This is a genomic window from uncultured Shewanella sp., assembly GCF_947497935.1.
Taxonomy (GTDB): domain Bacteria; phylum Pseudomonadota; class Gammaproteobacteria; order Enterobacterales; family Shewanellaceae; genus Shewanella.
This window is the reverse complement of the sequence record NZ_CANMIO010000003.1, coordinates 94,251-119,147: the sequence shown is the minus strand read 5'-3', so window position 1 is coordinate 119,147 and position 24,897 is coordinate 94,251. Positions and strand designations below refer to the sequence as shown.

At 46.9% G+C, this 24,897-nt stretch carries 9 protein-coding genes; 3 read left to right on the top strand and 6 right to left on the bottom strand.

Annotated features, from left to right (window positions below; translation table 11 throughout):
- Positions 1-31: 31 nt before the first annotated feature.
- Genes pfaC through Q1A86_RS04460 form a run of 4 tightly spaced genes read right to left on the bottom strand, consistent with a single transcriptional unit; the run spans position 32 to position 17,248 of the window.
- Positions 32-6,058, bottom strand: coding sequence for an eicosapentaenoate synthase subunit PfaC (pfaC, locus tag Q1A86_RS04475; RefSeq protein WP_299803362.1), 6,027 nt, complete (start codon positions 6,056-6,058; stop codon positions 32-34).
- Positions 6,058-8,379 carry an eicosapentaenoate synthase subunit PfaB gene (gene pfaB / locus Q1A86_RS04470; protein ID WP_299803360.1) on the bottom strand — a complete coding sequence of 774 codons (2,322 nt, stop codon included), beginning with the start codon at positions 8,377-8,379 and terminating at the stop codon, positions 6,058-6,060. Before pfaB ends, pfaC begins: the two co-directional genes overlap by 1 nt.
- Positions 8,379-16,382, bottom strand: a complete 8,004-nt coding sequence (gene pfaA, locus Q1A86_RS04465) for an eicosapentaenoate synthase subunit PfaA (protein ID WP_299803358.1) — start codon at positions 16,380-16,382, stop codon at positions 8,379-8,381. The genes pfaB and pfaA overlap by 1 nt, the downstream gene beginning before the upstream one ends.
- Entirely contained in the window at positions 16,382-17,248 is an 867-nt protein-coding gene (locus Q1A86_RS04460; protein ID WP_299803356.1) for a transcriptional regulator, read from the bottom strand. Before Q1A86_RS04460 ends, pfaA begins: the two co-directional genes overlap by 1 nt.
- A 363-nt stretch (positions 17,249-17,611) precedes the next feature.
- On the opposite strand from Q1A86_RS04460, the gene fusA reads away from it, so the two are divergent.
- On the top strand, positions 17,612-19,639 hold the full coding sequence (gene fusA / locus Q1A86_RS04455; RefSeq protein WP_299803353.1) for an elongation factor G: 2,028 nt from the start codon (positions 17,612-17,614) through the stop codon (positions 19,637-19,639).
- A gap of 89 nt (positions 19,640-19,728) precedes the next feature.
- Positions 19,729-20,721, top strand: a complete 993-nt coding sequence (locus Q1A86_RS04450) for a 4'-phosphopantetheinyl transferase superfamily protein (protein ID WP_299803351.1) — start codon at positions 19,729-19,731, stop codon at positions 20,719-20,721.
- A 95-nt stretch (positions 20,722-20,816) separates the two neighbouring features.
- Here the strand turns inward: Q1A86_RS04450 and Q1A86_RS04445 are convergent, their stop codons facing one another.
- Positions 20,817-22,802 carry an alkyl sulfatase dimerization domain-containing protein gene (locus Q1A86_RS04445; RefSeq protein WP_299803348.1) on the bottom strand — a complete coding sequence of 662 codons (1,986 nt, stop codon included), beginning with the start codon at positions 22,800-22,802 and terminating at the stop codon, positions 20,817-20,819.
- A gap of 200 nt (positions 22,803-23,002) precedes the next feature.
- Between Q1A86_RS04445 and Q1A86_RS04440 the strand changes: the two genes are divergently transcribed.
- The gene (locus Q1A86_RS04440) at positions 23,003-23,926 is read left to right on the top strand and encodes a LysR family transcriptional regulator (RefSeq protein ID WP_299803346.1); all 924 of its coding nucleotides are present in this window, start codon (positions 23,003-23,005) and stop codon (positions 23,924-23,926) included.
- 82 nt (positions 23,927-24,008) lie between these two features.
- On the opposite strand, the gene queF is transcribed toward Q1A86_RS04440, so the two are convergent.
- Positions 24,009-24,866: an NADPH-dependent 7-cyano-7-deazaguanine reductase QueF gene (gene queF / locus Q1A86_RS04435; RefSeq protein WP_299803343.1), complete on the bottom strand. Its 858-nt coding sequence runs from the start codon at positions 24,864-24,866 to the stop codon at positions 24,009-24,011.
- Positions 24,867-24,897 lie beyond the last annotated feature (31 nt).

The window sequence follows — 24,897 nt, the reverse complement described above, 5'->3', positions numbered from 1 at the left end:
TTAGTCATTAACTTAGGCTTAAAACTTCGTTTTAAGCCTCTTCGATGCAGATGGCTATATCGAAGACTTCGTATATGCGCAGACCATCTTTACTCAGGCTGGCATTACCTGTGATGACTTTCTTACCAGCTTCATCTTTGACTGAAGTAATGCTCACATCCATCGACATCTGCTTGTTTAACGGGTTAATTTGACCGCGATACTTCCACTTAATGTTCGATAAAATCTGACCAAACTTAGGATTTTTGAAACCAGCACCTAAGTCTTTACTAATAGCGTAAGTCTGCATGGTTTCAATAATCGCTTCAACACCGAGTGAACCTGGCATAACCGGATCTTGGTGGAAGTGGAATTGGAAGAACCAGTCACTTGGGTCAATGGTGCGCTCAGCGTATAAGTAACCTAAACCTTCGGTGCCACCATTATCGACAATCTCTACGCTGTCGATAAAGTTAAGTTGGCCACCGGCTAGGCGATAGTGTGGTTGGTTAGCTGGAGCGTTAAAGTGACGGCAACTCTTATCAAGCAAGTTCACCTTAGTGCTTGCTGCAACGCCATTGGCCACATGCCAAGGTTGGGTGACCTTGCCGTTATCTAGACCTAACTGATCTTTAAGCGCATCACCCTTGAAGTAACCAAATACTGCAGTGCCGCGATAGAAAGGCTCACCATCTGTGCTTAGCTCGAAGCTAAAGCTTTGGATGATGTTAGTCCCAGCCATAACAGTTGATAATAGACGTGAGTCGTTACGGATGGTTTTACCGCGCAGGTCAACTTCACGCAGCAGCTCACCGCTACCGTCTAAGTTACGGAAGAACAGCTCAAGGCCGGGGAAGCCAAGGGTTGTGCCCATGTAACCTGAGATAAAGCCGTTAGGCTGCAGTGAGATCTCCATTAAAATCGAGTACGGCATTACTGCGCCGTGGCTGTTTTTATCGAAATACCATGCATCTGCAGGTACTTCATATTCAGCGATACACGATGATGGCTTTTTAAAGTCGCCGCGCTTACCGTTGACTTCGATAACACGAGTGGTCACCTGTAAGTCACCACAGGGTGTACGTGGCGGGATCATGCCGCGATAGATTGAGAACTCTGGACCGAAACAGTTTTCGATATTACCCGTGGCAAACTCAAACATGTGATACGGCGTAAACGGCACGGTATCAGGTATTCGGTTCGGGTAGTCTGGCGTAATTGGCGCTTCAACGTGGGAAATTGGAATAACGCCCTTGTTTGGCTCCTTGGTCAGATCTGGAATTTGCGCCATTAATGGTGCGTTGACTGATGCTGGTTGGTATTCTTTTTTGCCAGACGCTGAAGGCTCTTTATTAACTGACGCCGAAGGCTCCGACTCTTTGTTTAGAGAAGCCGCAGGCGCTTGAGCAGTTGTTGTCCCTGTTGTGTTAGCCGAGTTGGTCAAAAGTGGATAACGAGTACACTCATCTTCCTCTTTAATCATCACCCCTAGGTTTTGGAAATCCACAACCGCTTTGCCGTTGAGTAAAATATCGATGTTAGCTTTAGCGTATGGGCGCGGGCTGAAACCGATTTCAGTCACTTCCATACGGTAAGTTAGCACGCCAGATTGCGGTAGTACTTGGCCGCGGCAACGTACTTGCTGTGAGGCATTTTCAAGTGGCTGGAAGCGACCATTTTGAGTTTGGGTGTGCATACCAAGGTGCAGCATATAGAACTGCAGTAACTGGCCACAACCTTCTGCCATCAATGAGCCAGCCATCACTTGGTCACCCTTAAAGTGACACGGGAAGTACCAGTGGTCTGCTTCAAGTTGTTTATGACCTTCGATTAGACCTAGTCCCCATGTGCCACCAGTGCGATCAACCTTGCTGACTTGTTCAATCATCAAGAATTTTTCAGATGCGAAGCAAAGAGACGGCTGGTGGGCGCCACTGTGGCTTGGGCCAAAACAACCTGCAATATCAGCAGTTAATAGCTTATGAATATCGCCATAGCTAAACTGAGTTTTAGGGCAATCAAGTAGTGGGTTAAAGCGCTGCTTTTGCACTAAGCTGCGAGCTTTAATCTCTTCTTCAGTGCGAATAACCCCTTTACCGTCGGCAAGTTCTTCATCAGTGAAGAAGCCAGCACAACCGCCATCCATCTTGAGGATCATCTTGTCGCCAACAAAACACTCATACGAGAAGAAGAACAATAAGGTGTCGCCGTTGCGGGCATAGTTGTTGATCTTAATGTCGTAACGCAGTGTGTCGCCGCCACGCGGTAAGTCGCCTAAGAAGGTTAGGGTACAGTCGAGTAGTCGATATACACGCTCGCCTTTGTTTTCAAAGTCGATGCCTAGGTAGCTGATAAGCATTAAGTCACACTGACCAGACTCAACCGCTACCGCCCATGGAATTTGCCCATCAACTAGATACGGCGCATCAACAGGGATGTCGTACTCAGTGGTCATTGAGCATGGCTTAAACTGATCCATGGTCGCATCAAGTTTGGTGACGCGCGATACTAGGAGATAGTCTGTGGTTGGTAGGCGTACGCGGCGTGAGTAGCTGTCGATAATCGCATAATCACTGCCAAATACCTTAGCTATATCGCCTTCTGCGTACTCGACTAAATCGGCATAGTTCCAAATACACGGCTTTAACGCTGGTACTGGCGGCGTGTAAGGCGGCACATTAGCGTGATCAGGCTTTAACTCAACAACACTGTTTTGCACTGGTGCAGCTTGTGTTGGAGTATGAGTTGGAGCAAGTGTTGCAGTTTGAGCATCGATGGCTTGAATATCGACGGCCTGATTATCGATAGTTTGCCCTGTTACTTGGGCTAGCTGTTGCTTCAATAAGGCATCAGCGACCTTCATGCCGGCATTGCGGCTTTCTAAAAAGGCTAAGTGAGCTTGCTGAGTGAGCTGTTGATTGTGTTGGAAACTAGCGAGATCGCCAGTGCTAATATTTCCAGTAGCAGTATCGCCAGTAACAGTATCGAGAGTCTTGTCTGTTGTATTGCTTATAGTATTCGTTGTCATTGGTGGGGTACCTAATTCACGTTTGGGTGCCTGAGCGGTGACGCCAATGTTTGCAGTCTGTTGTGCTGCAATTGTTATTTGTGGCTCTGCTAAGCCTTCCGTTTCGAATGAGCCAGCCATCTCGACTGAGCCAGCGGTCTTAATCGGTTTAACTTGGTTGACCACGGTCGATGCTGTCGCTTGCGCCATCTTTTGCTTAATCGCGTCAAGGCTTGCAAGCGGCGTATCAACAATATGTTGGTATATATCGCGGCCACCTAAGGTGACTTGCTTAACCAACTGGTGCTTAGCATCGGATTTAAGCTCACTGCTTAAACGCGCAGTTAATGCTTGTTGTTCGCTAGCGGTTTGGCTAATCAATAGCTGTGATAATTGGTTTTCACTGATGTTGTTGATCAGCGCGCAATTAGCTTTATTGGTTTGGGCTACAGCATTTAAGTTAAGTAAGCCATGTAATAGACTTGCCATCCCCGCAGCAGCAAAACAGTGACCAATACGCTGCTCAGCAGCGGCATGAATAATCTGAGTGCTTGCCATTGGCGCTAATTGAATTTGGCTAGCAGGTGCTGCCATGGTTTCAATCACTTTAACCGTATTAAAGTCGGTGGCAGTTTGGCTCAGTAACTTGTCGGTGGCTAAAGCGGTTTCGGCAGTTTTAGCAAATCCAAGCGCATCAATTTGGCCGTATGAGCAGCCCGATGTCGCTTCATCTTTAACAAGCACTACCGCGCCAGCACCTTCACCCACATTCCACTCAGTAGCAGTAGAATTAAGGTTAGGCTCAAGGGCTACTGGCGCTACAGAGTTCTTTAAAATGACTTGCTCAAAGCTACCTGATAGATCAACTGCAGCAATGACCACTGCATCTAGGTTGTCTTCCATGATGAGGTTTTGCGCCACATCAATACAGCGACTCACAGATTGCTCTGCGGCTGAAATAGTGAAGGCTGGGCCATTAAAGTCCCAAAGTGACGCCACGCGTGACGCCATAATATTACCAATAAAGCTGGTGTACTGATTGAGCTTGGCAGCATCGAGTACGCTGTCCATGGCGATGGCTTCAAGGGCTTGGTATTCATCAGTTGATAAACGGACTCCCATAGCAGCAAGGCTTTGTGCTAGCTGAGTATGCAAGTTAACGCGGCCGCGGAACTGATGCAGTTCAAGCTCGGTTTCCATTGCGACTAATACCGCAACTTTCTGTCCAGGCTCTAGCTTGGCATCACGAATCGCTTCGTCTGTCACTCGCATTAGCATTAGCTGCTGTGAGATCAAACGGTCATCTTCGTTAGGTGGCAGTTTAAAGCGTAAAAAGTCCAGCTCGAAGTTATCGACATAAGCGCCTTTTGGCGCCGCTGCTAATCCAAACTCAGCCAGTAATTCACTGTGCTTTTGAAGGCCTTTCCAGCGCTTTTTCGGTAGTTCGATAAAGCCGTTACCATTTTGAGTCACGGCGTTGTTGAATGCATTGATACTGCTAAGCGGACCAAAGTGTGAGGCAAGGCCAACCACTTTTAGCGGCTCGGCTTGACGCGGGGCTTGAGTGGGTTTTGTCTTTACAGTCCCTTTGCCATTGTATGACTCAAGCAATAGGTGCGCATTACAACCACCAAAGCCAAATACCGATACGCCAGCGTGACGACTTCTCACACCAAAATGATTATTCGATGGTTTATCTGGCCAGCCTTGAACCATGCTAGGCAGGGTTGGTTTGCCAAACAGTTTTTTTGGTGAAGCGATAGCATCACTGATGTTGATACTTGGCGGCAGGTAACCTTCTTTCATGGCGAAGATCATTTTCATGATCCCCGGCATGCCCGCTGCGGTTAATAGGTGGCCTAAGTTAGACTTGGCTGAACCAATTAGCGGTGCATCAGTACCTTGCAGCTTGTCCTCAAAGAAGGTTTCCATTGAAGTGAGCTCAATCTTATCACCCAGCGGCGTACCTGTTGCGTGGCACTCAATGACTTCAATGTCTTTTGGCTCAATGTCACTGGCGGCATAGGCGCGTTCAAATGCTTTTACCTGACCTTTAGGGTTCGGGCTTAAAACAAACTGACCTTTACCGTCGTTTGAAAGACCAACGCCGCTGACAACCGCATAGATTTTGTCGTTATCGCGCTCAGCATCTTCAAGACGTTTAAGCACTAATACGCCAGCGCCTTCGCCGGCAAACAAACCTTTGCTGCTAGCATCAAACGGCACTGAAATACCGTGATCTGGGTAGGCGTGAAAGATTGAGAAACCCATGTTAATAAAGAAAGGATCCGCACCTGATACTGCGCCAGCCAGCATGATATCGGCTTTGCCTGTGCTTAAGTAATCACAGGCAAGTTTTAATGAGTACACCGAACTTGCACAGGCGGCATCAAGACTTAACTGCGCGCCGCCAAGGCCAAGTGCATCGGCAACTACTTTAGAGCTGTTATGGGCAATGGTACCATTGGCAGCATTTAGGCTAGTTTCGTTTGCCGCTCGAGCTGTATGGGCGTTAGTCGCGCTGAGTTTAAACGCCTTGGCGCCCAGTTTATCTTGCAGGGCTTTTTCAACTGCGCGGTGATAGATAGGCAAAAATAGATCGTTAGAGCGGGTGGTTGGGAACGACAATGCGCCCATCACCACCCCCGCGCGGCTCAAATCTGCGCCATTGATATCTATTCCGGCATCAATCAGCGCGTTGCGGCTGGTGTCTAGCGCCCAAAGGAAGCTGTCATCTAAGCCATTTAAGCTTTGCTCTGACAGCTTGTAGCCAGCAGGGTTAAATTGAAAGTTCTCAATATAGCCACCTTTATTACAATAAAAGCGGTCGGACTGACCTTGTACACCTTGATAGTCGCTGCTGCTAGCACCGAGCTTTTCATCGGTTAAGGTGCTGCGAGAATCGCGTTTATCCAGCAGGTTCTGCCAAAATTCTTGCGGCGATTTTGCATCGGGATACAGAGTGGCAAGACCGACGATGGCGATTTTGCTTTGTTTACTGGTTTTACTTGCGTTAGTCGCGCCTTTTCCACTTTGGGAAAGAGGGTTAGAAGCATTGTCTGGTAATGACATTAGACTTCCCCTTGAAGTAAATGGTCTTGGTTAGACTCAATCGCAGTTGACTGCTTTGCCGCCGACTGGGCGATTAATTGGCAATGCGCTAGCTCGCGCTTGAGTCCATCAATAAATGGTTGCAGCGATAACGGCACGTTATGGCTAATTAATTGGCCTATAGCCTTAATCACGCTGGTAATGTCTTGGCTACCCTTAGCGTTCATTGGCACAGTGCAGCAAGGCTGATGTTTTGCAATGCTGGCACTATCTTGTTTAGCAATCTTGTCTATCAAGGTGCAGTTTTGTCTATCAGCACCGATTTCAACAAACAGATTAGCGCCCTGATGTTGGGCGTAGTGAACTAGCCCTGTAAAATCTAATGTCTGGCAAAAAGTATCAGCAATCGACTTTGCTACCACTTGGCTGTTTAGTGCGCTGCTGCTAATGCTTTGCCCTTGAGGCTGATTTAAATCTGCGGCGCTGATAAAGCCTATTTCACTAGGAAGCTCAGCTTTTAACGGTTGCAGATAAAAATCCATCACGTTTTGATGCTCTTGCATCGCAGGTTGCGTATGCATTGCCGTTACGCGATTTGCCGCAATGCCGCGTTTACCAAGTGCTGCAAGCAGTGCTTTACACTGGGTTTCACAGCCTGCTATTACGCAGGTATCACCTTGAATAATCGCGAGGTAAGCATGCGGGTAATCTTTTAGTAATGCCTCAATTGGCGCGGCTTCACTTCTAACGACAAAGCTATTCCACTGGATCTCTGGAGCTGTGTCATCCAGCTGCCAAGCCTGTCTAACTGCCGTCAATCTGCCGGAGATTGCCGAAGTGAACAGCGGGTCGGTTTGAGTTTTACTGATCAGTGCGTGAGGGTTTTTCCATACGCCTAAGCTTGCCCACATCGACGCTTCACCCATTGAGTAACCTAAAGCAAAATTGGGCTTAATGTTAAACTCATCGGTTAGCAATTGCGTTAACAAGTAGCTACTACCCACGCCTGCAATCGCTAAATCACCTAAGCTCATATTGGCGGCATGTTTAGGATCTAAGTGATAAATATGCTCGGCTTGTAGCATTGACTTTAAATCGCCTTCACGCTCAAGTTTGGCGTAAAGCGCAGGGAAGTATTGATGCAATTCATTAAGCATATCGGCATAAACCGTACCCACACCTGGATAGACAAAGGCAAGGCCAGCTTGAGCGTCTTTATTGCCTAGCGGCGTTAGGGTCAAATAACTACCGGCTGGGGTTTTGTATTGGATTAAGCCTTTGTTAGTTAACGTGGCGTTTGCTTGCTCGGCAAAAAGTGAGGTCAAGGCATCGTTAAGTGCCGCCAACTCTTGCTTCGCCGCGGCGAATGAGTTCGCTTGAATAACAGCCTGATAAGCGGGCTTATTATGGCTATTAAACAGTCTCGCTACGTTAACTAGATTGTCATGCATTATGCTGAGCAGTACTTGCTGATACTCTAGAGAAAGCTCAACAGTCTCTGCTACCTGTAAGCTCGCTAATTGCTGCATTAGCTTAGCTATCGATGCTGCAATATCTTGCTCACTATTGCCGGGCAAGATAAACATTAATCTTTGGCTGTTTAGCATCGACTTAGGCACTAATGAGCCTGTGCCTTGGGTTAACACATAACTTGTTGCTTGTTGGCCATTAACAAAGTTGATGGCGGCAACGCGGTTTTGATGAAACTCGCTAAACCAGTAATGGCTTTTAGCCTGTTTAGGGCCAAGTTCCACACCTTGGTTAACAGCCTTTCTCACATGGGTTCGACTAGCAAGCTGCTGAATAAGCGAATAAACCTCTGTGAACTGTTGTTCACTATTGAGGTGTTCAAAACACTCATTCACGCTAACATCACTTAAGCTACGTTTGGCCTGGCTCAGCGCATTAGACAGTGCATGAGACAGGGCTTGAGAGCCTGGCTGTAGATCATCAGACACTTGATTCATTTGCGTAACTTCAGCTTGCTGCATAGCCGCAAGCTGCGCATGAGGGTGGATCCGCATTTGCGCCGCTTTTAATGCTGGCAGCATTAATAAGGCATGAGTTGCTGTAGCAAGCTTGACGATATAGCCATTGTTAATAGCATTGGTCGCAGTATTTAGCTGCGACTCAAAGCTGTTTGCATCGCTATTATCAGAGATAGTGATGCTGAGCATTTCAGGTGTCGGTGCACTGTTAAGCAGAGCGTTTAGCTCTGGCTGCACTGTTTGATAGCTCGCTAAAACTGACTGCTCGACAGTGTTAATATCAAACTGCGGCGCAGGTAGTAAGATAAGTGCGATGCGAAGTGGCATCACACTTGTATTAGGCGTTTGTTCCACTAATTCGCCTCACTGTCGTTTACTAGTGCTGCAGGTAAAAATGCTGGATTTAAGCTTTTGCTAATAGTGATTTTAGCCGACTTAAACATGGCACTTAATTCGCCGTTTTCGCGATATAGCGCAACATTGGCTTCAAGTGAGCGTTTGTTGTGCTTAATCACTTCAAGCTCAATGGTACCGGTTTCGCCAAAGGCCATTGGCTGGTTTGAGATAAACTCACCAATGCTTGATGGCAAACTTGCCGCACCAGTTTTCAGTCTTGCCCAAACCAGCATGGCTTGCAGTAGCAAATCCTCAGCAAAAGGCTGACTACCACCCACATGGGCTTGCGGCAAGAACTCACCACAATCGCTAAGCTTTACCTGCGGTAATGCCACTTTCGCGATCAAGCTTTGCTCATCAAACTGCACTACAGATTGGATCCCTTGTAGACGCGGCCCGTGGAACAAGGTGCCGTTACTATAAAGTTCCTTCGCAGTGGTGATCATCTTAGCTTTGCTTAAGTTAAACTGCTTGCTAGCGTGCTCAGTGGTTATGTTACCTACAAGTGTTGCTTGATATTGTGGGCGGCCATTACTGCTGATCAACGCATTCAGTGTTGCATCTTCACCTGTTGGCGTTAGCTCAAGGGTTAACTCTTGAGCAGCATCGGTTTCAAATACAATACCTTTTAGCAGTTTGTAATTTATGACTTTTACCTGAGCGCCAAGCATATCGCTCGCCGCTTCACGCATCCAGTCAATAGCACATACCGTTGGCAGCACGCTGTTACCGCCAATGCGGTGATCTTCAATGAAGACCATGGCACTAGGGGTTAACAGACGCGTAGCAGTGACAGCTTGCAGTGGTGTTTTTTGTGCACCAGCACGCGGATGCGATGTTGTTAGCACCTCACCCGCATTAAGCTTTTTTACAGAAGCAGTCTCAGTTGCTTTTGTGTCGCTTCCGCCTTGCATTGATGTACCAATTAGCAACTGTACGCCTGTTTCACCTAATAGCTGAGTCGCAAATAGCTCTGCGCCCGCTTTAAGTGGAATGACGTATACGCCACGGTCGGTAAACATCTTTTTAAGCGCAGGGTTAACCATGCCGCCATCCCAAGGACCCCAGTTAAAGCTCATGACTTTAGCTTGTGGATTACGTGCAGTGAACTGCAACGCTGCCTTGTTAAGAATGTCGTTTGACATCGCATAATCGCTTTGGCCGGTATTACCGTAAAAACCCGCAGCAGATGAGAACATGGCTAGCAGTTTGATGTTACTTGGCTCAAGTGCCGCTAGTAGCGCTTTTAGGCCGTTAACTTTAGTGCCATAAACCCGTGCAAGTTCAGCAAGAGTCTTGTCTTGAATATGCTTATCGGCTAACACGCCAGCGCCGTGAATAAGACCAGTGATCTCATTTGAGCGACCATTAAGTGCTGCTGTGATTGCTACGCTGTCGGTAACATCCATGCTGACGTATTCAGCTGATGCACCAACCTCGCTAAAGGCGGCTAGGGCTGCATTAATCTCAATGCTGCTTTGTACTGGCCACACCGCTGATTCAACTTGCTTTGGCGTTGGCTTTTGACCTGTAGAGATAATATGAGCGATTGCCGCTGACTTTAGCTCGCTGGTTTGCTTACCTGCAGCCCAGCTTGGCAAAGCTTGTAATTCACTACGGCCTGCTAAGATAAAGTGCGACTGAGTACGTTTAGCCAGTGCTAGTGCACATTCGAAGGTTACGCCTTTTGCGCCCCCGGTCACCAGTATTTTATCTGTACTGTAAAGCTCAGCTTTTGCTGTTTTATCTGCAGCTTCTCCGGCAACTAAGGTCACTCGAGTTAGCTCATCTTTTTTACCGAAAGAGATACCCACTTCAGGAAGTTGAGCATTGCTATCAAATAGTTCGCTAGTGATCGCATCGGCTAAATGAGTTGCACCAACATCTGTTGCAATATCGAGCGCACGACAGAAAACCTGTGGCCATTCATGGCTTAAGGTTTTAGTTAAGCCTGCAAGTGCTGATTGGTTAAGTTCTGCACCTTTTAAAGCGTCAGTATTTAAGTAACCAAAGCCACCGTCGATACGGCTTACTGTTACAAAACAGCGACGAGCGTCTGCTGCTGCAACTAGCTTTGGTTGTAACAGCTTAGCCCACAAGAATGCATGGCTCACGTGAGTAAAGCTTTGTACATCTAGGTTAACTGCTGTTTGCTCAGCGGTATTCGCTTCTGGTTGCAAGTGGATAAAGCCACCAATAGTGCCAACCTGAGTTTCAATCTGCGCGATAACTGCAGCAATACTTGTCTCTAGCTCAGACTCATCGCTTGAGGTAAGTTCAAAGCTGGCAACGTCACTTGAAAGTGGCGATTGAGGCTGACCTTTAGGTAAACGCACAACGGCAACTTTAAGACCTTGTTTAATTAGTTTCTCAGCTAAAACACCTGCGTTGTGACCATCATCGTTGATCACAACACTTGCGTCTGCGGCGAAACAATTTTCTAGCTTGTCCGCCGCATTAAGCTTTTTTAGCGCTACCTCGCTATGAGGAGGAAGCTCTACTGTTGCTTCTGCCGATATTGCTGCTGGCTTTGAAGCATTTGCTGCACTTGTATTAGCAGAGCCCTCAGCTGCACTTGTAGAAAGTTTAGAGCCGTCAGCCAGTTTAGAGTTCATATAGCTAACGATTTCGCCTAGCGTACGACACTCTGCTAGATCTTCTGGATTAAGCTCAGGTAAACCTGGTAGCTCATCTTGTACAGTGCCAAGAATTTCTACGCGCTTAATTGAGTCGATACCTAAATCGGCTTCCATATCCATGCCAAGTTCTAGCATTTCAGTTGGGTAGCCAGTCTTTTCGGCAACCACAGACATCATAGTCGCCTGTACCTTGTCAGCAGAAAGAGCATTCGCTGCAGGAATAGCTGTTGCTTGAGGCGCTGCAGCGGCACCAACATTAAGAGACGCAGCGGCACTTGTATTAGCAGAGCCTTCAGCTGCACTTGTAGACAGCTTAGAGTTCATGTAGCTAACGATTTCGCCTAACGTACGACACTCAGCTAGATCTTCTGGATTAAGCTCAGGTAAACCCGGTAGCTCATCTTGGACAGTGCCAAGAATTTCAACGCGCTTGATAGAATCGATGCCTAAATCGGCTTCCATATCCATGCCAAGTTCTAGCATTTCTGTTGGGTAACCCGTCTTTTCTGCAACCACAGACATCATGGTGCTTTGCACTTTTTCAGCGCTCAGGGCTGTACCGGTCGCAGCAGGTGCAGTGTTCGATTGAGACACTTGCGCCGCGGCGGCACTTGTAGACAGCTGAGAGTTCATAGAGCCTTCAGCCGGCAGTTTACTGCCCATATAGTCGACGATTTCACCAAGGGTACGACACTCGGCTAGATCTTCTGGGCTAAGCTCAGGTAGACCCGGTAGCTCATCTTGAACTGTACCAAGAATTTCAACACGCTTGATAGAGTCGATACCAAGGTCTGCTTCCATATCCATGCCAAGTTCTAGCATTTCAGTTGGGTAGCCAGTCTTTTCAGCAACCACAGACATCATAGTCGCCTGCACTTTCTCCGCAGAGAGACCATTCGCTATAGGAGTCGCAGCAGCGGCACTTGTAGACAGCTGAGAGTTCATAGAGCCTTCAGCTGGAAGCTTGCTTCCCATATAGTCGACGATTTCACCAAGCGTACGACACTCGGCTAGATCTTCTGGGCTAAGCTCAGGTAGACCCGGTAGCTCATCTTGTACTGTGCCAAGAATTTCAACGCGCTTGATTGAATCGATGCCTAAATCGGCTTCCATATCCATGCCAAGTTCTAGCATTTCAGTTGGGTAGCCAGTCTTTTCAGCAACCACTGACATCATAGTGCTTTGCACTTTTTCAGCGCTCAAACCGTTTACAGCTGGTGCAATAGCCGCAGAAGCAGTAACTGGAACAGATGAAAGTTTGCTGTTCATGTACGCTACGATTTCGCCCAGTGTGCGACACTCAGCTAAATCTTCAGGGCTAAGCTCAGGTAGACCCGGTAGCTCATCTTGTACTGTGCCAAGAATTTCTACACGCTTGATTGAATCGATGCCTAAGTCGGCTTCCATATCCATTTCAAGCTCTAGCATTTCAGTTGGGTAGCCAGTCTTTTCAGCAACCACTTCAAGCATGGTGGCTTGAACTTTTGCAGCGCTCAAGGCTGAATTTGAGCTCAAGGCTGTTTGCGGGCTCAAGGCTGTTTCAGCGCTCAAGGCTGAAGGCGTTGTAGCAGCAACACTTGTATGGGTCGGAACGATAGCAGCTTGAGCTGGTGCTGCTTGACGAGCAACTTGTGCTGTTGGTGCATTCACCACTGGAGCAGGTTGTACTGGTGCGGTCTGTGCAGGTGCCGTTACCGGTGCAGGCTGTGCTTGTGGAGCTTGAGTAGGCTGCACAGGCGCAGTGTTAACCGGCGCTGCAATCGCAGGTTGAGCAACAACTTGGCTTTGAACCACTTGGGTTTGAATAGCTTCATTGTGAATGACAGGAGCGTAAGTTGCTTGGCTGCCGTTAAGCAGGTTCAATGCCGCAATATTGCTACCCGCTTGCATCTCAAGGAACTGGGTGTGGCTTTGCAATGTTTGTGCTTGTAACTGGTGGAATTGCTCCATTGAACGCTGGAGGCTTTCTGGAATAGCAATACCAGAGCTTGCCAACTTAGCTTGTTCAGTCATTAAGGTAGTGAAAGTCTCGCCGTATTGCTGCGGGATCTCCAAGAACTGCTGATGCAACTGCGCGGTTTGTTGCTGCGCGGCAAAGAAGTTATTTAATGCATCACTGCTAACGCTATGAGCTGCTGACTTACTGTTTTTAGACACGACTTGGTTCTCTATTACGGGAGCGACTACTGAACTGGTTTGAACTGCATTGGCTTGAGTTGAACTAGTCGGGGCGGCAACCTCAACAATCTTCTCAACTTCAACCACTTTTTCTACGATTTTTTCAACTTCAACTAATTTTTCAACTTCAACGATTTTCTCTTCAACCACATGCTCGATGAGTGAAGTGACGCTGCCTGTTTCTAAAGACTTAGCCATCTTAGCGCGAGTCGCTTTGCTGATATGGTTAGCAGCGTTTAGCGAAATACTCATAGGTGACTTTTTAGCAGGCGCGGCGATATCGGCTTGGTACGGGTCAATTTCACTTAGCACGACACCTGAAACAGCAAGCTGCATTGCCGCTTGCTTAAGTTGCACGTCACTATCACCCTTAGGATTTGGGTTGATAGAGATGGTGCAAACTTCATTTTCAGTGTTAGCAAGCGTGCCTTGAACTAATTTTTGTAAGATGTTCTTTGGTCCAAACTCAACAAATACACGAGCGCCATCCTTGTACATGGCTTCAAGCTGGCTAGTAAAGCGCACTGATTGAAGCATATGTTTCTTAAACGAGGCTTTAATCTTTGCAGCAGTGCTTTCATAAAGTCCGCCAGTTGCATTTGAGTAAAGCGCTCGGCTAGCTTTAGTAAACTTGGCTGCATCAATCGCTTTAGCAAATGGCGCTTGGGCGTGACCAACAAGTTCAGTGTGGAATGCACCTGATACTGGCAGGTTAATCGCTTTGTAACCAAGCTCACTTAGGGCTTTAGCCGCATCAGCGGTAGTGGCTGTTGGGCCAGCAATCACAGATTGAGTTGGCGCGTTATAGTTAGCGACTTTTACCCCATCAAATTTTGCGATAGTGGCTTCAACGGTTTCAAGATCTGCAGCGCTCTTGGTTATGATTGCAAACATGGCACCAGCATCTGCCTTAACGCCATCTTTGGCTTCAGCTTTAGTAGCCATGGCATTGCCACGGGCAAAGGCTAACTTGTAGTAATCATCAGAGCTGATAACACCTGCTGCACATAGTGCACTTAGCTCACCAAAGCTGTGACCCGCTACCATATCAGCATTAAAGCCCGCAGCGCTGAATAAGGCGTATTGACCCATTGAAATCGCGCCGATAGCACTTTGGGCATTGGCGGTATTGGTCAGAATTGCTTCTTGTGCTTTTAAGTCATCTTTATTAAATACAGGCTTTGGATAAAGAGTTTGTGAAAGCGGAGTCTTCTCATTGGCGGCGAAGACTTTATCAGCGGTGACAAATTGCTGGCGCATCTCTGGGTAATAACAAGCTAGCTCGCGGCCCATATTGAGGTATTGTGAACCTTGGCCAGCAAACAGTGCGGCAACTTTGCCCTCTACTGCTGCAGCGCGGTAGCTGGTGCCACCTGGAAGTTGCCAAGACGTGTCATCAGTTGCAGTTAGCTTAGCAATAGCCTGTTTAAGTAGACCTGCTAATTCATCAGCCGTGCTAGCAACCAAACCTATACGTGGCGCTTTTTTATCAAGCTCACGCACGCCGTAGTTTGCGGCAGCATCTTTGAGGATAAATTCTGCTTGGTCTGCTGATGCTGCTAGTATGTTTAGCTCGTTAATCAGTGCCGTTTTATCGCTGGCGCTAACAAGGAAGCTTTGCGCAACTTGGCGTTGACGATATTTGGCTTTTTCGCGGTCAGTACGGCTGTGCTCTTGGTTGTACTCTTCGAGTACGAAGTGGAAGTTAGTGCCACCAAAACCAAATGAGCTAATACCTGCACGGCGCGGCGTACCATCAACACGTGGCAGCCATGGGCGGGTTTCAGTATTTAGGTAAAACGGCGAGTTTTCGATATCAAGCTTGGGACTTGGCAGACTGACGTTAATCGTAGCAGGTAGCACTTTGTGGTGCAGAGCCAATGCCGCTTTGATTAAACCTGCAGTACCCGCGGTTGATTTAGTATGGCCAATTTGTGATTTAACAGAGCCTAGCGCAATGTGCTGCTTGCTATCGTTACCATCAGCAAATACTGAGCAAAGGCCGGCGAATTCAGCTGCGTCACCCGCTGCAGTACCTGTTCCGTGTGCTTCAATCAGACCTAAAGTGTGCGGCGCAAAACCTGCGTCATCATAGGCGCGGTTAAGTGCTTTAGCTTGGCCAGATGGGCGAGGGGCGTAGATAGATTTGAACTTACCGTCAGATGATGCACCCACACCTTTAATGACCGAGTAAATGCGGTCGCCATCGCGCTCGGCATCTTCAAGACGCTTAAGCGCCACCATGCCAATACCTTCACCAATCATCATACCTTTTGAGTCGATATCAAATGGCTGAATGGTTTCGTTAGTGGTAAAGGCTGGAGTCTTAGAGAAACTCATGTACATAGATGGTGAGTTATCGGTACACACACCACCTGTGATCATCATTTCAGAGCGACCTTCGGTTAGCTCTGTTAATGCCATGCGCATTGCAGCTAGCGAGCCTGCGCAGGCTGCATCGACTACACAGTTCATACCACCAAAGTCAAAACGGTTGGCGATACGGCCAGCAATTACGTTACCAAGTGATCCTGGGAATGAGTTTTCTTCCCAGTGTACATATTGATCTTGGAATTTTTTGATCAGCATTTCACTGTCTTCGTCGCTAATGCCGCTGTTAGCGAATACTTTTTTCAGTACAGGGTACTGCAAACGTGCAGTTAGGCTGTGGCTAATTTTTTGACCGCCACCGACACCGAGAGTGATACCAATCTTATCTCTGTCGTAACCTTCAGGTAGGTTCGCATCGGCCAGCACTTCTTTAGCGACGATAAGTGACAGTAGCTGTGATGAGTCTGTTAGCTCAAGGATATTTGGCGGCAGACCAAACTCCATTGGATTGAAGTCGACATCTGGCAAGAAGCCACCGCGCTTACAGTAGCTCTTATCTGGAGTGCTCTTATTGGCATCGTAATACTCTTCTGGTTGCCAGTGAGTCGATGGTAATTCGGTGATGGCATCGATTTTTTCGCTAATCAGATCCCAAAACTTATTTAAGTAACGAGAGTTAGCAAAGATGCTTGCCATGCCAACGATAGCAATTGGCATATCTTTAAGGCGCTTATTTAAGCGTGAATCAGCTTGTGAGTCTTGTGCTTGCTCAGTCGCTTTAGCTGACTTTGTAGGTTTAGAGGTCTGGCTCATTATGAGTCTCCACTGGGTGCCTGAGTGTCAGGCGTCTTGTTGATTGTTTTAGGCTTATCTTTTGAGGTGTGGCGATTTGGCGTCGCACCAGGAAAGCGCTGTAAAAACGTGTGATAGTTACGTACGAGTAACTTTCGAAGATGGAACGGACCATGCTTTAGCACATAGGTCATATATCGGTTAGTGGCTTGGGTATTGCCGTCTTGATAGATGTCGAGATAGATCCAGTCGCTGTGAGGATCGATGCCGAGTAAAATTGAACTGGGTGTTGCTTCGGTCAGTTTTGGTGGAATGGTGAGTGAAACTACCTGGACCACATTGTCACCGTCGTTATTAGGTAAGGCTAAGGTTTGGGCGAGTGTTTCGTAGTGCAAGGTGTAGGTTTGCACATCGCTGCCTTGGGTAACGGGGATCTGGTTGAAATAGCGCATAGGCACATGGGGGCTTTGAATATCGCTGACCCTTGAAACGCCATAACGCTTCAAGCACCTTGCTAACCCTGAACGCGACACGTTTGGATTAATAAACTTCTGGGTGGCTTTTAAGAGCTTGTCTAATGGCATCTTCAGCTGATAGCGCAGTCCAACCACCACATACTCCTGCAAGGGGGTTAGCGTGGTATTGAGATGGTGTGGAGTATTCGGACAGTTTTCGACAGAGTCGCGCTTGCGCCATTTGCGAACGGTAGCTTCACTGATATTCAGTATCTTAGATAATTGGCTGACACTGAGCTCCGATTCTTGTATGAATCGGCGCATCTCTGGCGTCGTTGTGGCGTTACTATGCCTTGCTTCCGCCTCAATTTGCGTACACTCATTCGGGTTATTATTTCCCGCTCTCAAGTGTTGACTGCTTGTTTTTACCATCAGTTTAGCGGCTACCCGTTAATAATCTGTTGGGACTCTAAGGCGATGATACTCTAGTGGTTAGGACCTTAGGTCGCTATCTATCGCAATAAAGCCGATGTTTTTTGGCTAATGGCTGAGCAGACTACCTGAGGCTGTGTGGCAATACAATCACCTGGGACTTATTAATTGCTGATACGACCAGATTGAGTGAACACTTGTAAGCTAAGGGGTTGTTTTGATGTTTGGTTTTTACTGTTTTAAAAAAGAGTGATCTAGCTCAAATATTGCCATTTTACAGGGGGCTATACTGATTGTAATTTGTTCAATAACGATTGCTGTAAGAAAAATGGATTGACTAAATCATGTAAAAAAGGAGGCCATATGGCTGAATTTACTACCGAGCAAATCCGCAACTTGGTTATGCTCGGGCACACTGGAGCAGGAAAGTCTTCTTTGTTAGAGGCGCTTCTGTTTCGTGCTGAAGCGATAACCTTAAAAGGCAGGGTGGATAAGGGCACTAATCATGCTGATTTCACTGCCCAAGAAAAGTCTCACCGCCACAGTTTAGAACCTTCATTCCTCAATATCGATTACGCCAATCACCATATCAATATCATCGACACCCCTGGATTACCTGACTTCTTTGGTCGAGCTTTGTTGCCGTTACCAGGCGTTGAGTCTGTTGTTTTGGTGATCCATGCAGGCGTCGGTATCGAAGCGATAACCAAAAGAGCTTTTGAAGCGGCTCGCAGCCAAGGCAAAGCGGTACTCATAGTGATTAATCATATTGATGGCAATGAGTCGGCGTTATCGCCTTTGCTACACGCTATTCAAGATCAATTTGGTCAGCGGTGCCTACCCGTTAACTTGCCAAATACCGAGGGCAATGGGGTGGTGGATTGCTATTTACATTGCGATCCCCAAGCTCAGACCGCTTTTATTGGCGCTGAAACCGCCCGCGATGAATTAGTCGATACGGTACTTGAAGAAGATGAGCAGCTGATGGAGCTTTATCTTGAGCAGGGCGAATTATTAACGCCAGAACAACTTCATGCGCCATTAGAAACGGCACTGCGCTTGGGGAACTTAGTTCCCGTATGTTTTACCAGTGCTGAAAAAGAGATCGGTATCAGTTCTCTGCTAGAGATATTTATTAAGTTGATGCCAAACCCGCTTGAGGCGAATCCACCACAATTTGTAAAAGGTTTTGGCGATAACGCTAAAAGTGTCACAGTCAACCAGAGTGCCAGTGAACATGTGCTAGCCCACGTGTTTAGGGTTGCAGTTGACCCATTTTTTGGTCGAATGGGTGTGTTCCGTTTATATCAAGGCACGATTGATGTCGGAATGAAGCTCTATATCGGCCAAGGGCGTAAGCCATTTAAAGTTACCCATCTGACTAAGTTACAGGGTGAGAAACATATTAATGTTACTCAAGCCATACCGGGAGACATCTGTGCAATCGCTAAGGTTGATGAGTTAGAGATCGGCGCAGTGCTGCACGACAGTCACGATGAAGATGATTTTCATATGCCAGAGAACAACCTCCCTCAACCTATTTTCGGGTTGGCGGTTTCTCCAAAAAGACGCGGCGACGAACAAAAGTTATCAGAGGTGTTGAATAAACTCGTGGCAGAAGATCCTAGTTTGCGAGTCAGTCGAGGTGAAGCTCAGGGGCAAACTTTGCTACAGGGACAGGGAGATCTGCATCTGCAAATAGCACTAGAGAAAGCGCAAACAGTGTTTAATGTGGATATGGAAACCAATATACCTGCAGTGCCATATCGAGAGACCATCTTGACCGAGGCTAAGTGTCGTTATCGCCATAAGAAGCAGTCAGGGGGCTCTGGGCAATTTGGTGAGGTCGAGCTGATGGTCGAGCCGTTGGCTCGTGGCCAAGGTTTTGAGTTTGTCAGTAAAGTGGTTGGTGGCTCTGTGCCGAGCCAATATATTCCTGCTGTTGAGAAGGGGGTTCGTGAGGCTATGCTTGCTGGAGGCTTAGGTGGTTTCCCGATGCAAGATATTAAGGTCACAGTATTAGATGGTAAACATCATAGCGTTGATTCGAAAGAGATAGCGTTTGTGATGGCCGGCAAGCGGGCATTTATTGAGGCGGTCACAACGGCACAACCTGTGATCCTCGAACCCGTTGTCGATATGCAAATCTGCGTTGAGCAGGGCTATGTTGGTGAGATAACCGGTGACATAAGTGCCTCAAGAGGCATGGTGTGTGGTACACAGGCGCAAACTAATGGCATGGTAGAGGTGAGTGTAGAAGCCCCGCTTGCGAATGTTGCAGATTACTCGACCCGATTAAAATCTATGACTGGAGGAGACGGTCAGTTCTCAATGAGCTTTAGCCGTTACGATGTGGTTCCCGATAAGGTACAAACAGCCTTGATGAGTTAGCTGTTCACTGAGGCTAGTATAAAGGAGAGTTAAATGACTCGCTTCAGTCTCTGTAGAGACTGAAGCGAGTTGCTTGATAATAGAGCCATTTGAGTTTGTTACTGTTGTTTTTAAACGAAACAGGCCACAATAGCTTTATTTCTATGTTCACATTTGAGCCTGTCTTGTCTGAATTCACTTCCGTAACATTGTATTTTTGTCCGTTAAGTCCAGCAGAGCTTGATGCTGACACTGTGGCCTTAATTAAGTCTTGGCTGCCGCAAGATGAAATCGATAAGGTTAACCGCTACATCAAGCAAGAAGCGAAAGAGCAAGGTTTGATGGTCAGAGGTTTTCTGCGTGCACTGTTATCAAAACAGGCTGGCTTGGGGCCCGATGAATGGCGCTTCGAGTACGGGGAGAAGGGGAAGCCTAGATTAAGCGAGTCGCAGTTTTTACAAACAGGGCTGCACTTTAATTTGAGCCATAGCGGAGACTGGTTGGTCGTTGGGATCTGCGAACCGCAATTTGCTTATGGCAGTGGCAATACAGATGTAGGCGCGCACAAATTAGAGCTAGGTGTAGATATTGAGCGTTGTCGTGATGGTACTAATATCCATTCGATTCTAAGTCATTACTTCTCTGAGCCTGAAAAGGCGGCTCTTTTAGCACTGCCACACGAGTTACAAAGGGCACGTTTCTTCGATCTATGGGCACTTAAAGAGTCTTACATTAAAGCTAAAGGGTTGGGCTTAGCCCTATCGCTTAAATCGTTTGCCTTTGACTTTTCCTCTTTAACTGAAACGTCACTCGAACTAGATGTGGGCCAAAATCTTAATCACACAGAAACGAGTAAAGGCAGACTCGATACTCAGCAGATTATCTGTAAGCAGAATATCGGTCTTTCGCTACAAGAAGGGAGTGATGATAAACAAGCAGTAAATCATCTGCAGTCACAACCGATGCAGCCTGCGAAAGATTGGCATTGCTGGCTTGGGCATCTGGATGACAGTTATCGTTTTGCGGTGAGTATTGGCAAGTGTCAGCAAGCAAGCATTAAAGCTAAGGTGGTCAACTTGCCGAGTCTGTTAGCAAGCTTATAGATTTTTCTGCTAAGGGAAGTCACTGTCATTATCGGCTGGTGTAAAAAGGGGGCACTGAATGTACCCCCTTTTAGTTTACTGAGATTTAGCGTGAACTACTTTACTGGGGTTGGGACAATCTCAAATCCCGGGTTAAACTCGACCATGCTACTGGCGATTTTATTGAATGCTTCCTTATCGCCGCTTAGCTTAGCATCACCGCTTGCTAATAACGCTTTTAGCGTGGTCTGTCCGAGTAAGATGCGATTCACATCAGCTTTATTGACCATGAGGTTGGCGTCGGCTTCTTGTTCCTTTTCGACCACTGCGTTACTCAGGTTGCCGTTACTTAGCTCAATATAGAGAATATCTTTGGTGTCTGGAGTAATGACATTCATCTTCACTAAGCCATGCTTGGCGGCGACTAGGCTGTCTATTTTGACTGCAAGGAAGTCAAATAGCGTCGGCATATCCATTTCACTGATAACATCAGCCGATGCCGTTTTTGGGGCGCCAGCTTGAATGCCGACTCGTAACTCTTGCGCCCCTGTTAGGTAGATATTTCTCCAACCCGCACCTTCAGATTGATAGCCAAGCTGTTCATAAGTATCGGCGAGCAATTGTCGAGCTGCATCATTTTCCGGCTCGGCCATGACCACCTTGTTTAATGCTGTGGCGACAAAGCGATACTCGCCTTGGGCGTAATCATCTTTTGCGCGCTTGACGGCTGCATCGGCGCCTCCCATATATTCGACAAACTTGGCCGATTCTAGCTTGGTGGGTAATGGGTTTAAGTTTGCTGGGTTCATATCAAAGTAGCCAAGATACTTGTTATAAACTGCTTTGGCGTTATGGCTATAAGTGCCGTGGTAGCCGTTGGTGTGCCATGTCTTATAAATTGACTCTGGGATAGTGTCTTGAATCGCATCACCAATATCTTGAATACCGACACCATCGTTAGCCAATCTCAAGGTTTGGTTATGAACTAGGCCATAGTTATCACGCTGTAGACGCATAAACTCATTGATTTCTTGGTTGCCCCAAACAGGAGCCGAGTGAGCGGCAAAGAGCACTTCTACATCATTACCAAAGGCATTAATCATCTCGTTAATATCTTTGGACCATTTCAGAGCATCACGCACTTTTGCGCCGCGAAGAGTATAGATATTGTGCATGCCTTGATAGGTGAGCTCCCCGGTCCAAAGTGCATTTTTAGACGGAATATAGGTGATCATCTCTGACTCCGCCTCTGTACCTGATGCGTCCATAAAGATCATCTCTAGGCCATCGATAGTCAGGGTTTCCCACTTACCTTCACTGTTTAAGGTGTAATCTGGAGCAACATAGGTGATCTCCCCCTTTGATAAGCCTTTGCCTAAAGCTGCATCGACAATACCGTGGTCATGCTTACCCAGTGTCGCACCGTATTGGTAGGCTGCGCGGCGGCTCATGGCGTTACCGGCAAGCACGTTTTCGTCGACGATCTCTTTGGTGATGTTATCTGAGCCGTAGACTTTGACCTTAGGAAACATCTCTTGTACTCCGCGAGCGCCACCAAAGTGATCGGCGTGGCTATGGGAGTAGATCATAGCGACCACGGGTAGTTCGCCGCCTTCAGGCAAGTTTGCTAATGCAAATTTGAGTGATGCCTTTGCTGACTCTTTAGTGAGCAATACATCGTAGGCAATCCAGCCATTGTCACTGCGAATAAGGGTTAAGTTAGACAAGTCAGTACCGCGTACCTGATAGATCCCATCGCTGACCTTATACAGGCCATTTGGCACCATATTGAGTTGAGCTTGACGATACAGTGACGGATTCACCGAATCAGGAGTCTTGTCGTTAATGAAGGCAAACTCTGCTCTAAGGATATCGGCAGTGGCTTTATCAAACTTGGCGACAAGATTCTTAGAAGATTGCTCGAAAGCGCGCTTATCGGCAAAGTTAAGGGTGTTCGCTACGGCTTGATTGTGAGCTATGGTGTGCTCGGTGGCATCTTTACCTTGGTAATGCACTGTGATGTGATCATGTTCATGCTGGGCTGCAACGGCATTGAACGAGAAAATTGACACGATTGAGAGAGCGATTAGAGTCTTTTTCATAAGTTACCCTTATATGATTGAATCTGTTCAAAGTGTTATGTCCCAGTATTGCTATTGGCCTCTAAGGCGTTAACGAGACATTTATTCGATTGAGGTCAGTATAGGGGGCTTGAATTGATTAATAACTAGCGCTAACTTTACTTTTAATATTTATAATATGAATGTTATTTTTAGTAAGCTAATACTAAATGGGGCTGGTAATGTCGCAACAGAAATCATTCGATCTTAATCTTTTCCGCATTTTTACTGCGGTATACCGTACGTCGTCATTTAGCCGAGCTGCTGAGGAACTTGACTTAACTCAATCATCGGTCAGTAATGCCATTACTCGGCTTAAGTCAATTGTGGGGGAAGAGTTGTTTATTCGTGTTGGCCGGGGGGTTAAGCCAACGGCAAGTGCGATGAACTTGTATCAACAACTGGCCACCCCTGTATCTGAGATTGAGCAAGTGGCCTCAAGCTTTGAGCTATTTGAGCCAAGTAATAGTGAACGTACTTTCTATGTATATGCCAGTGAGTCGGCGATTCAGCTGTTACAGGGATTTGTGGAGAAATTACTGGAAGAGTTATTAATAAACATAGTGTTTCGTGAGCCGCCGTTAATTGAGGAAGAGCTGCAGATGGATCTGCAACTGGGTAAAGTCGATTTAGCGCTAGATATCTGGCTGCCAGAGTCCGCATCTTTTCAGAGCCAAAAGGTGATGCAGGATTCATTGGTGTGTGTGGCAAGAAATGATCATCCGCGCATTAATGGCTCTATCACACAAGAGCAATATTTTAATGAGAAGCACATTATCTTTAAGATGCGTCGAGATAACCTAAGTGTGGCAGATCTACTGACTAAACAAGTTTTACCTGCAAGAAAGATGCACAGCGAACAATCGTCGATTTTAAGCATGATGGCTATCGCTTCGAAAAGCGACGCCTTAGCTATCGTGTCAAAGTCTTATAGTAACGAATATGCTCGGATGTTTGGTTTACAGGTTCTTGAACTGCCTTTTGCAGCTGAGCCTATCGAGTACCATATGGTATGGAGCCAGAAGTTGCAGCAAAACCCCGCCAATAGTTGGTTAAGGGATTTACTCAATCAAGCAATAGTTAATCGGCAGAGGGTCAGCTTTTAGTGCGGATAAATCAAAAAAGACCTGTAATGGCTTACAGGTCTTACAGGTCTTACAGGTCTTTCAGGTCTTTCAGGGGCTTGAGTTATTGTCTGGCGAGACGTTGATTCTCAGCAGGGTTCTCAAAGTCGCTACGATAAGGGTTGATATCTAAACCACCGCGACGAGTGTAGCGAGCGTAAACCGTTAGTTTTGCACATTGGCAGAAACGTTTAAGGTCAACGAAAATTCGCTCAACACATTGCTCGTGAAACTCATTGTGCTGTCTAAATGAAATCAAATATCTCAGTAGCTTTTCACGGTCAATCTTAGGCCCTTGATAGCGGATCATCACAGTGCCCCAGTCTGGCTGCGAGGTAATCAAGCAGTTAGACTTTAACAAGTTCGAGGTCAGGGTTTCGGCAACAATCGCTTTGTTATCGACACTGTCTGCTAGGTAATCAGGATTAAAGCTATAGTCGTCGATCTCAATATCCAGATCGTCGATGCAACTGCCAGGTAGCTCAACAATTCGCTGGTGGCTAAATTGTTTCGGCTCGATAACCTTAACCGTTACCTCACCAACCGCGCATGCACTTAAGTCTTGAGTCAATCTTTCTTGCACGGCAAGTGCGCTATCAAATCGAGTCTGGTTATAGCTGTTTAAATAGAGCTTGAACGACTTAGATTCAATAAGGTTTTTACTGTCAAAACTTAGGCTAAACTCGGCGATGGCCACCATAGGCTTACCCTTGGCATTTAGCCAAGAAAGTTCATAGCCAGTCCAGATATCACAGCCATGAAAAGGTAGCTCTTGAGTAAGGCCAATTGCATCACGGTTTAACTTACGCGGTACGCCTTGAAGTAAAGATGCATCATACTGCTCTTGATAACCTGTCGACTTTCCAAGAGTTAATTCTGAAAGTTCGGGTGCGTTACTATAGGGATCATGATGTTGTGTCATCAATACGGTTTCCATGTCAAAATAGACCCCC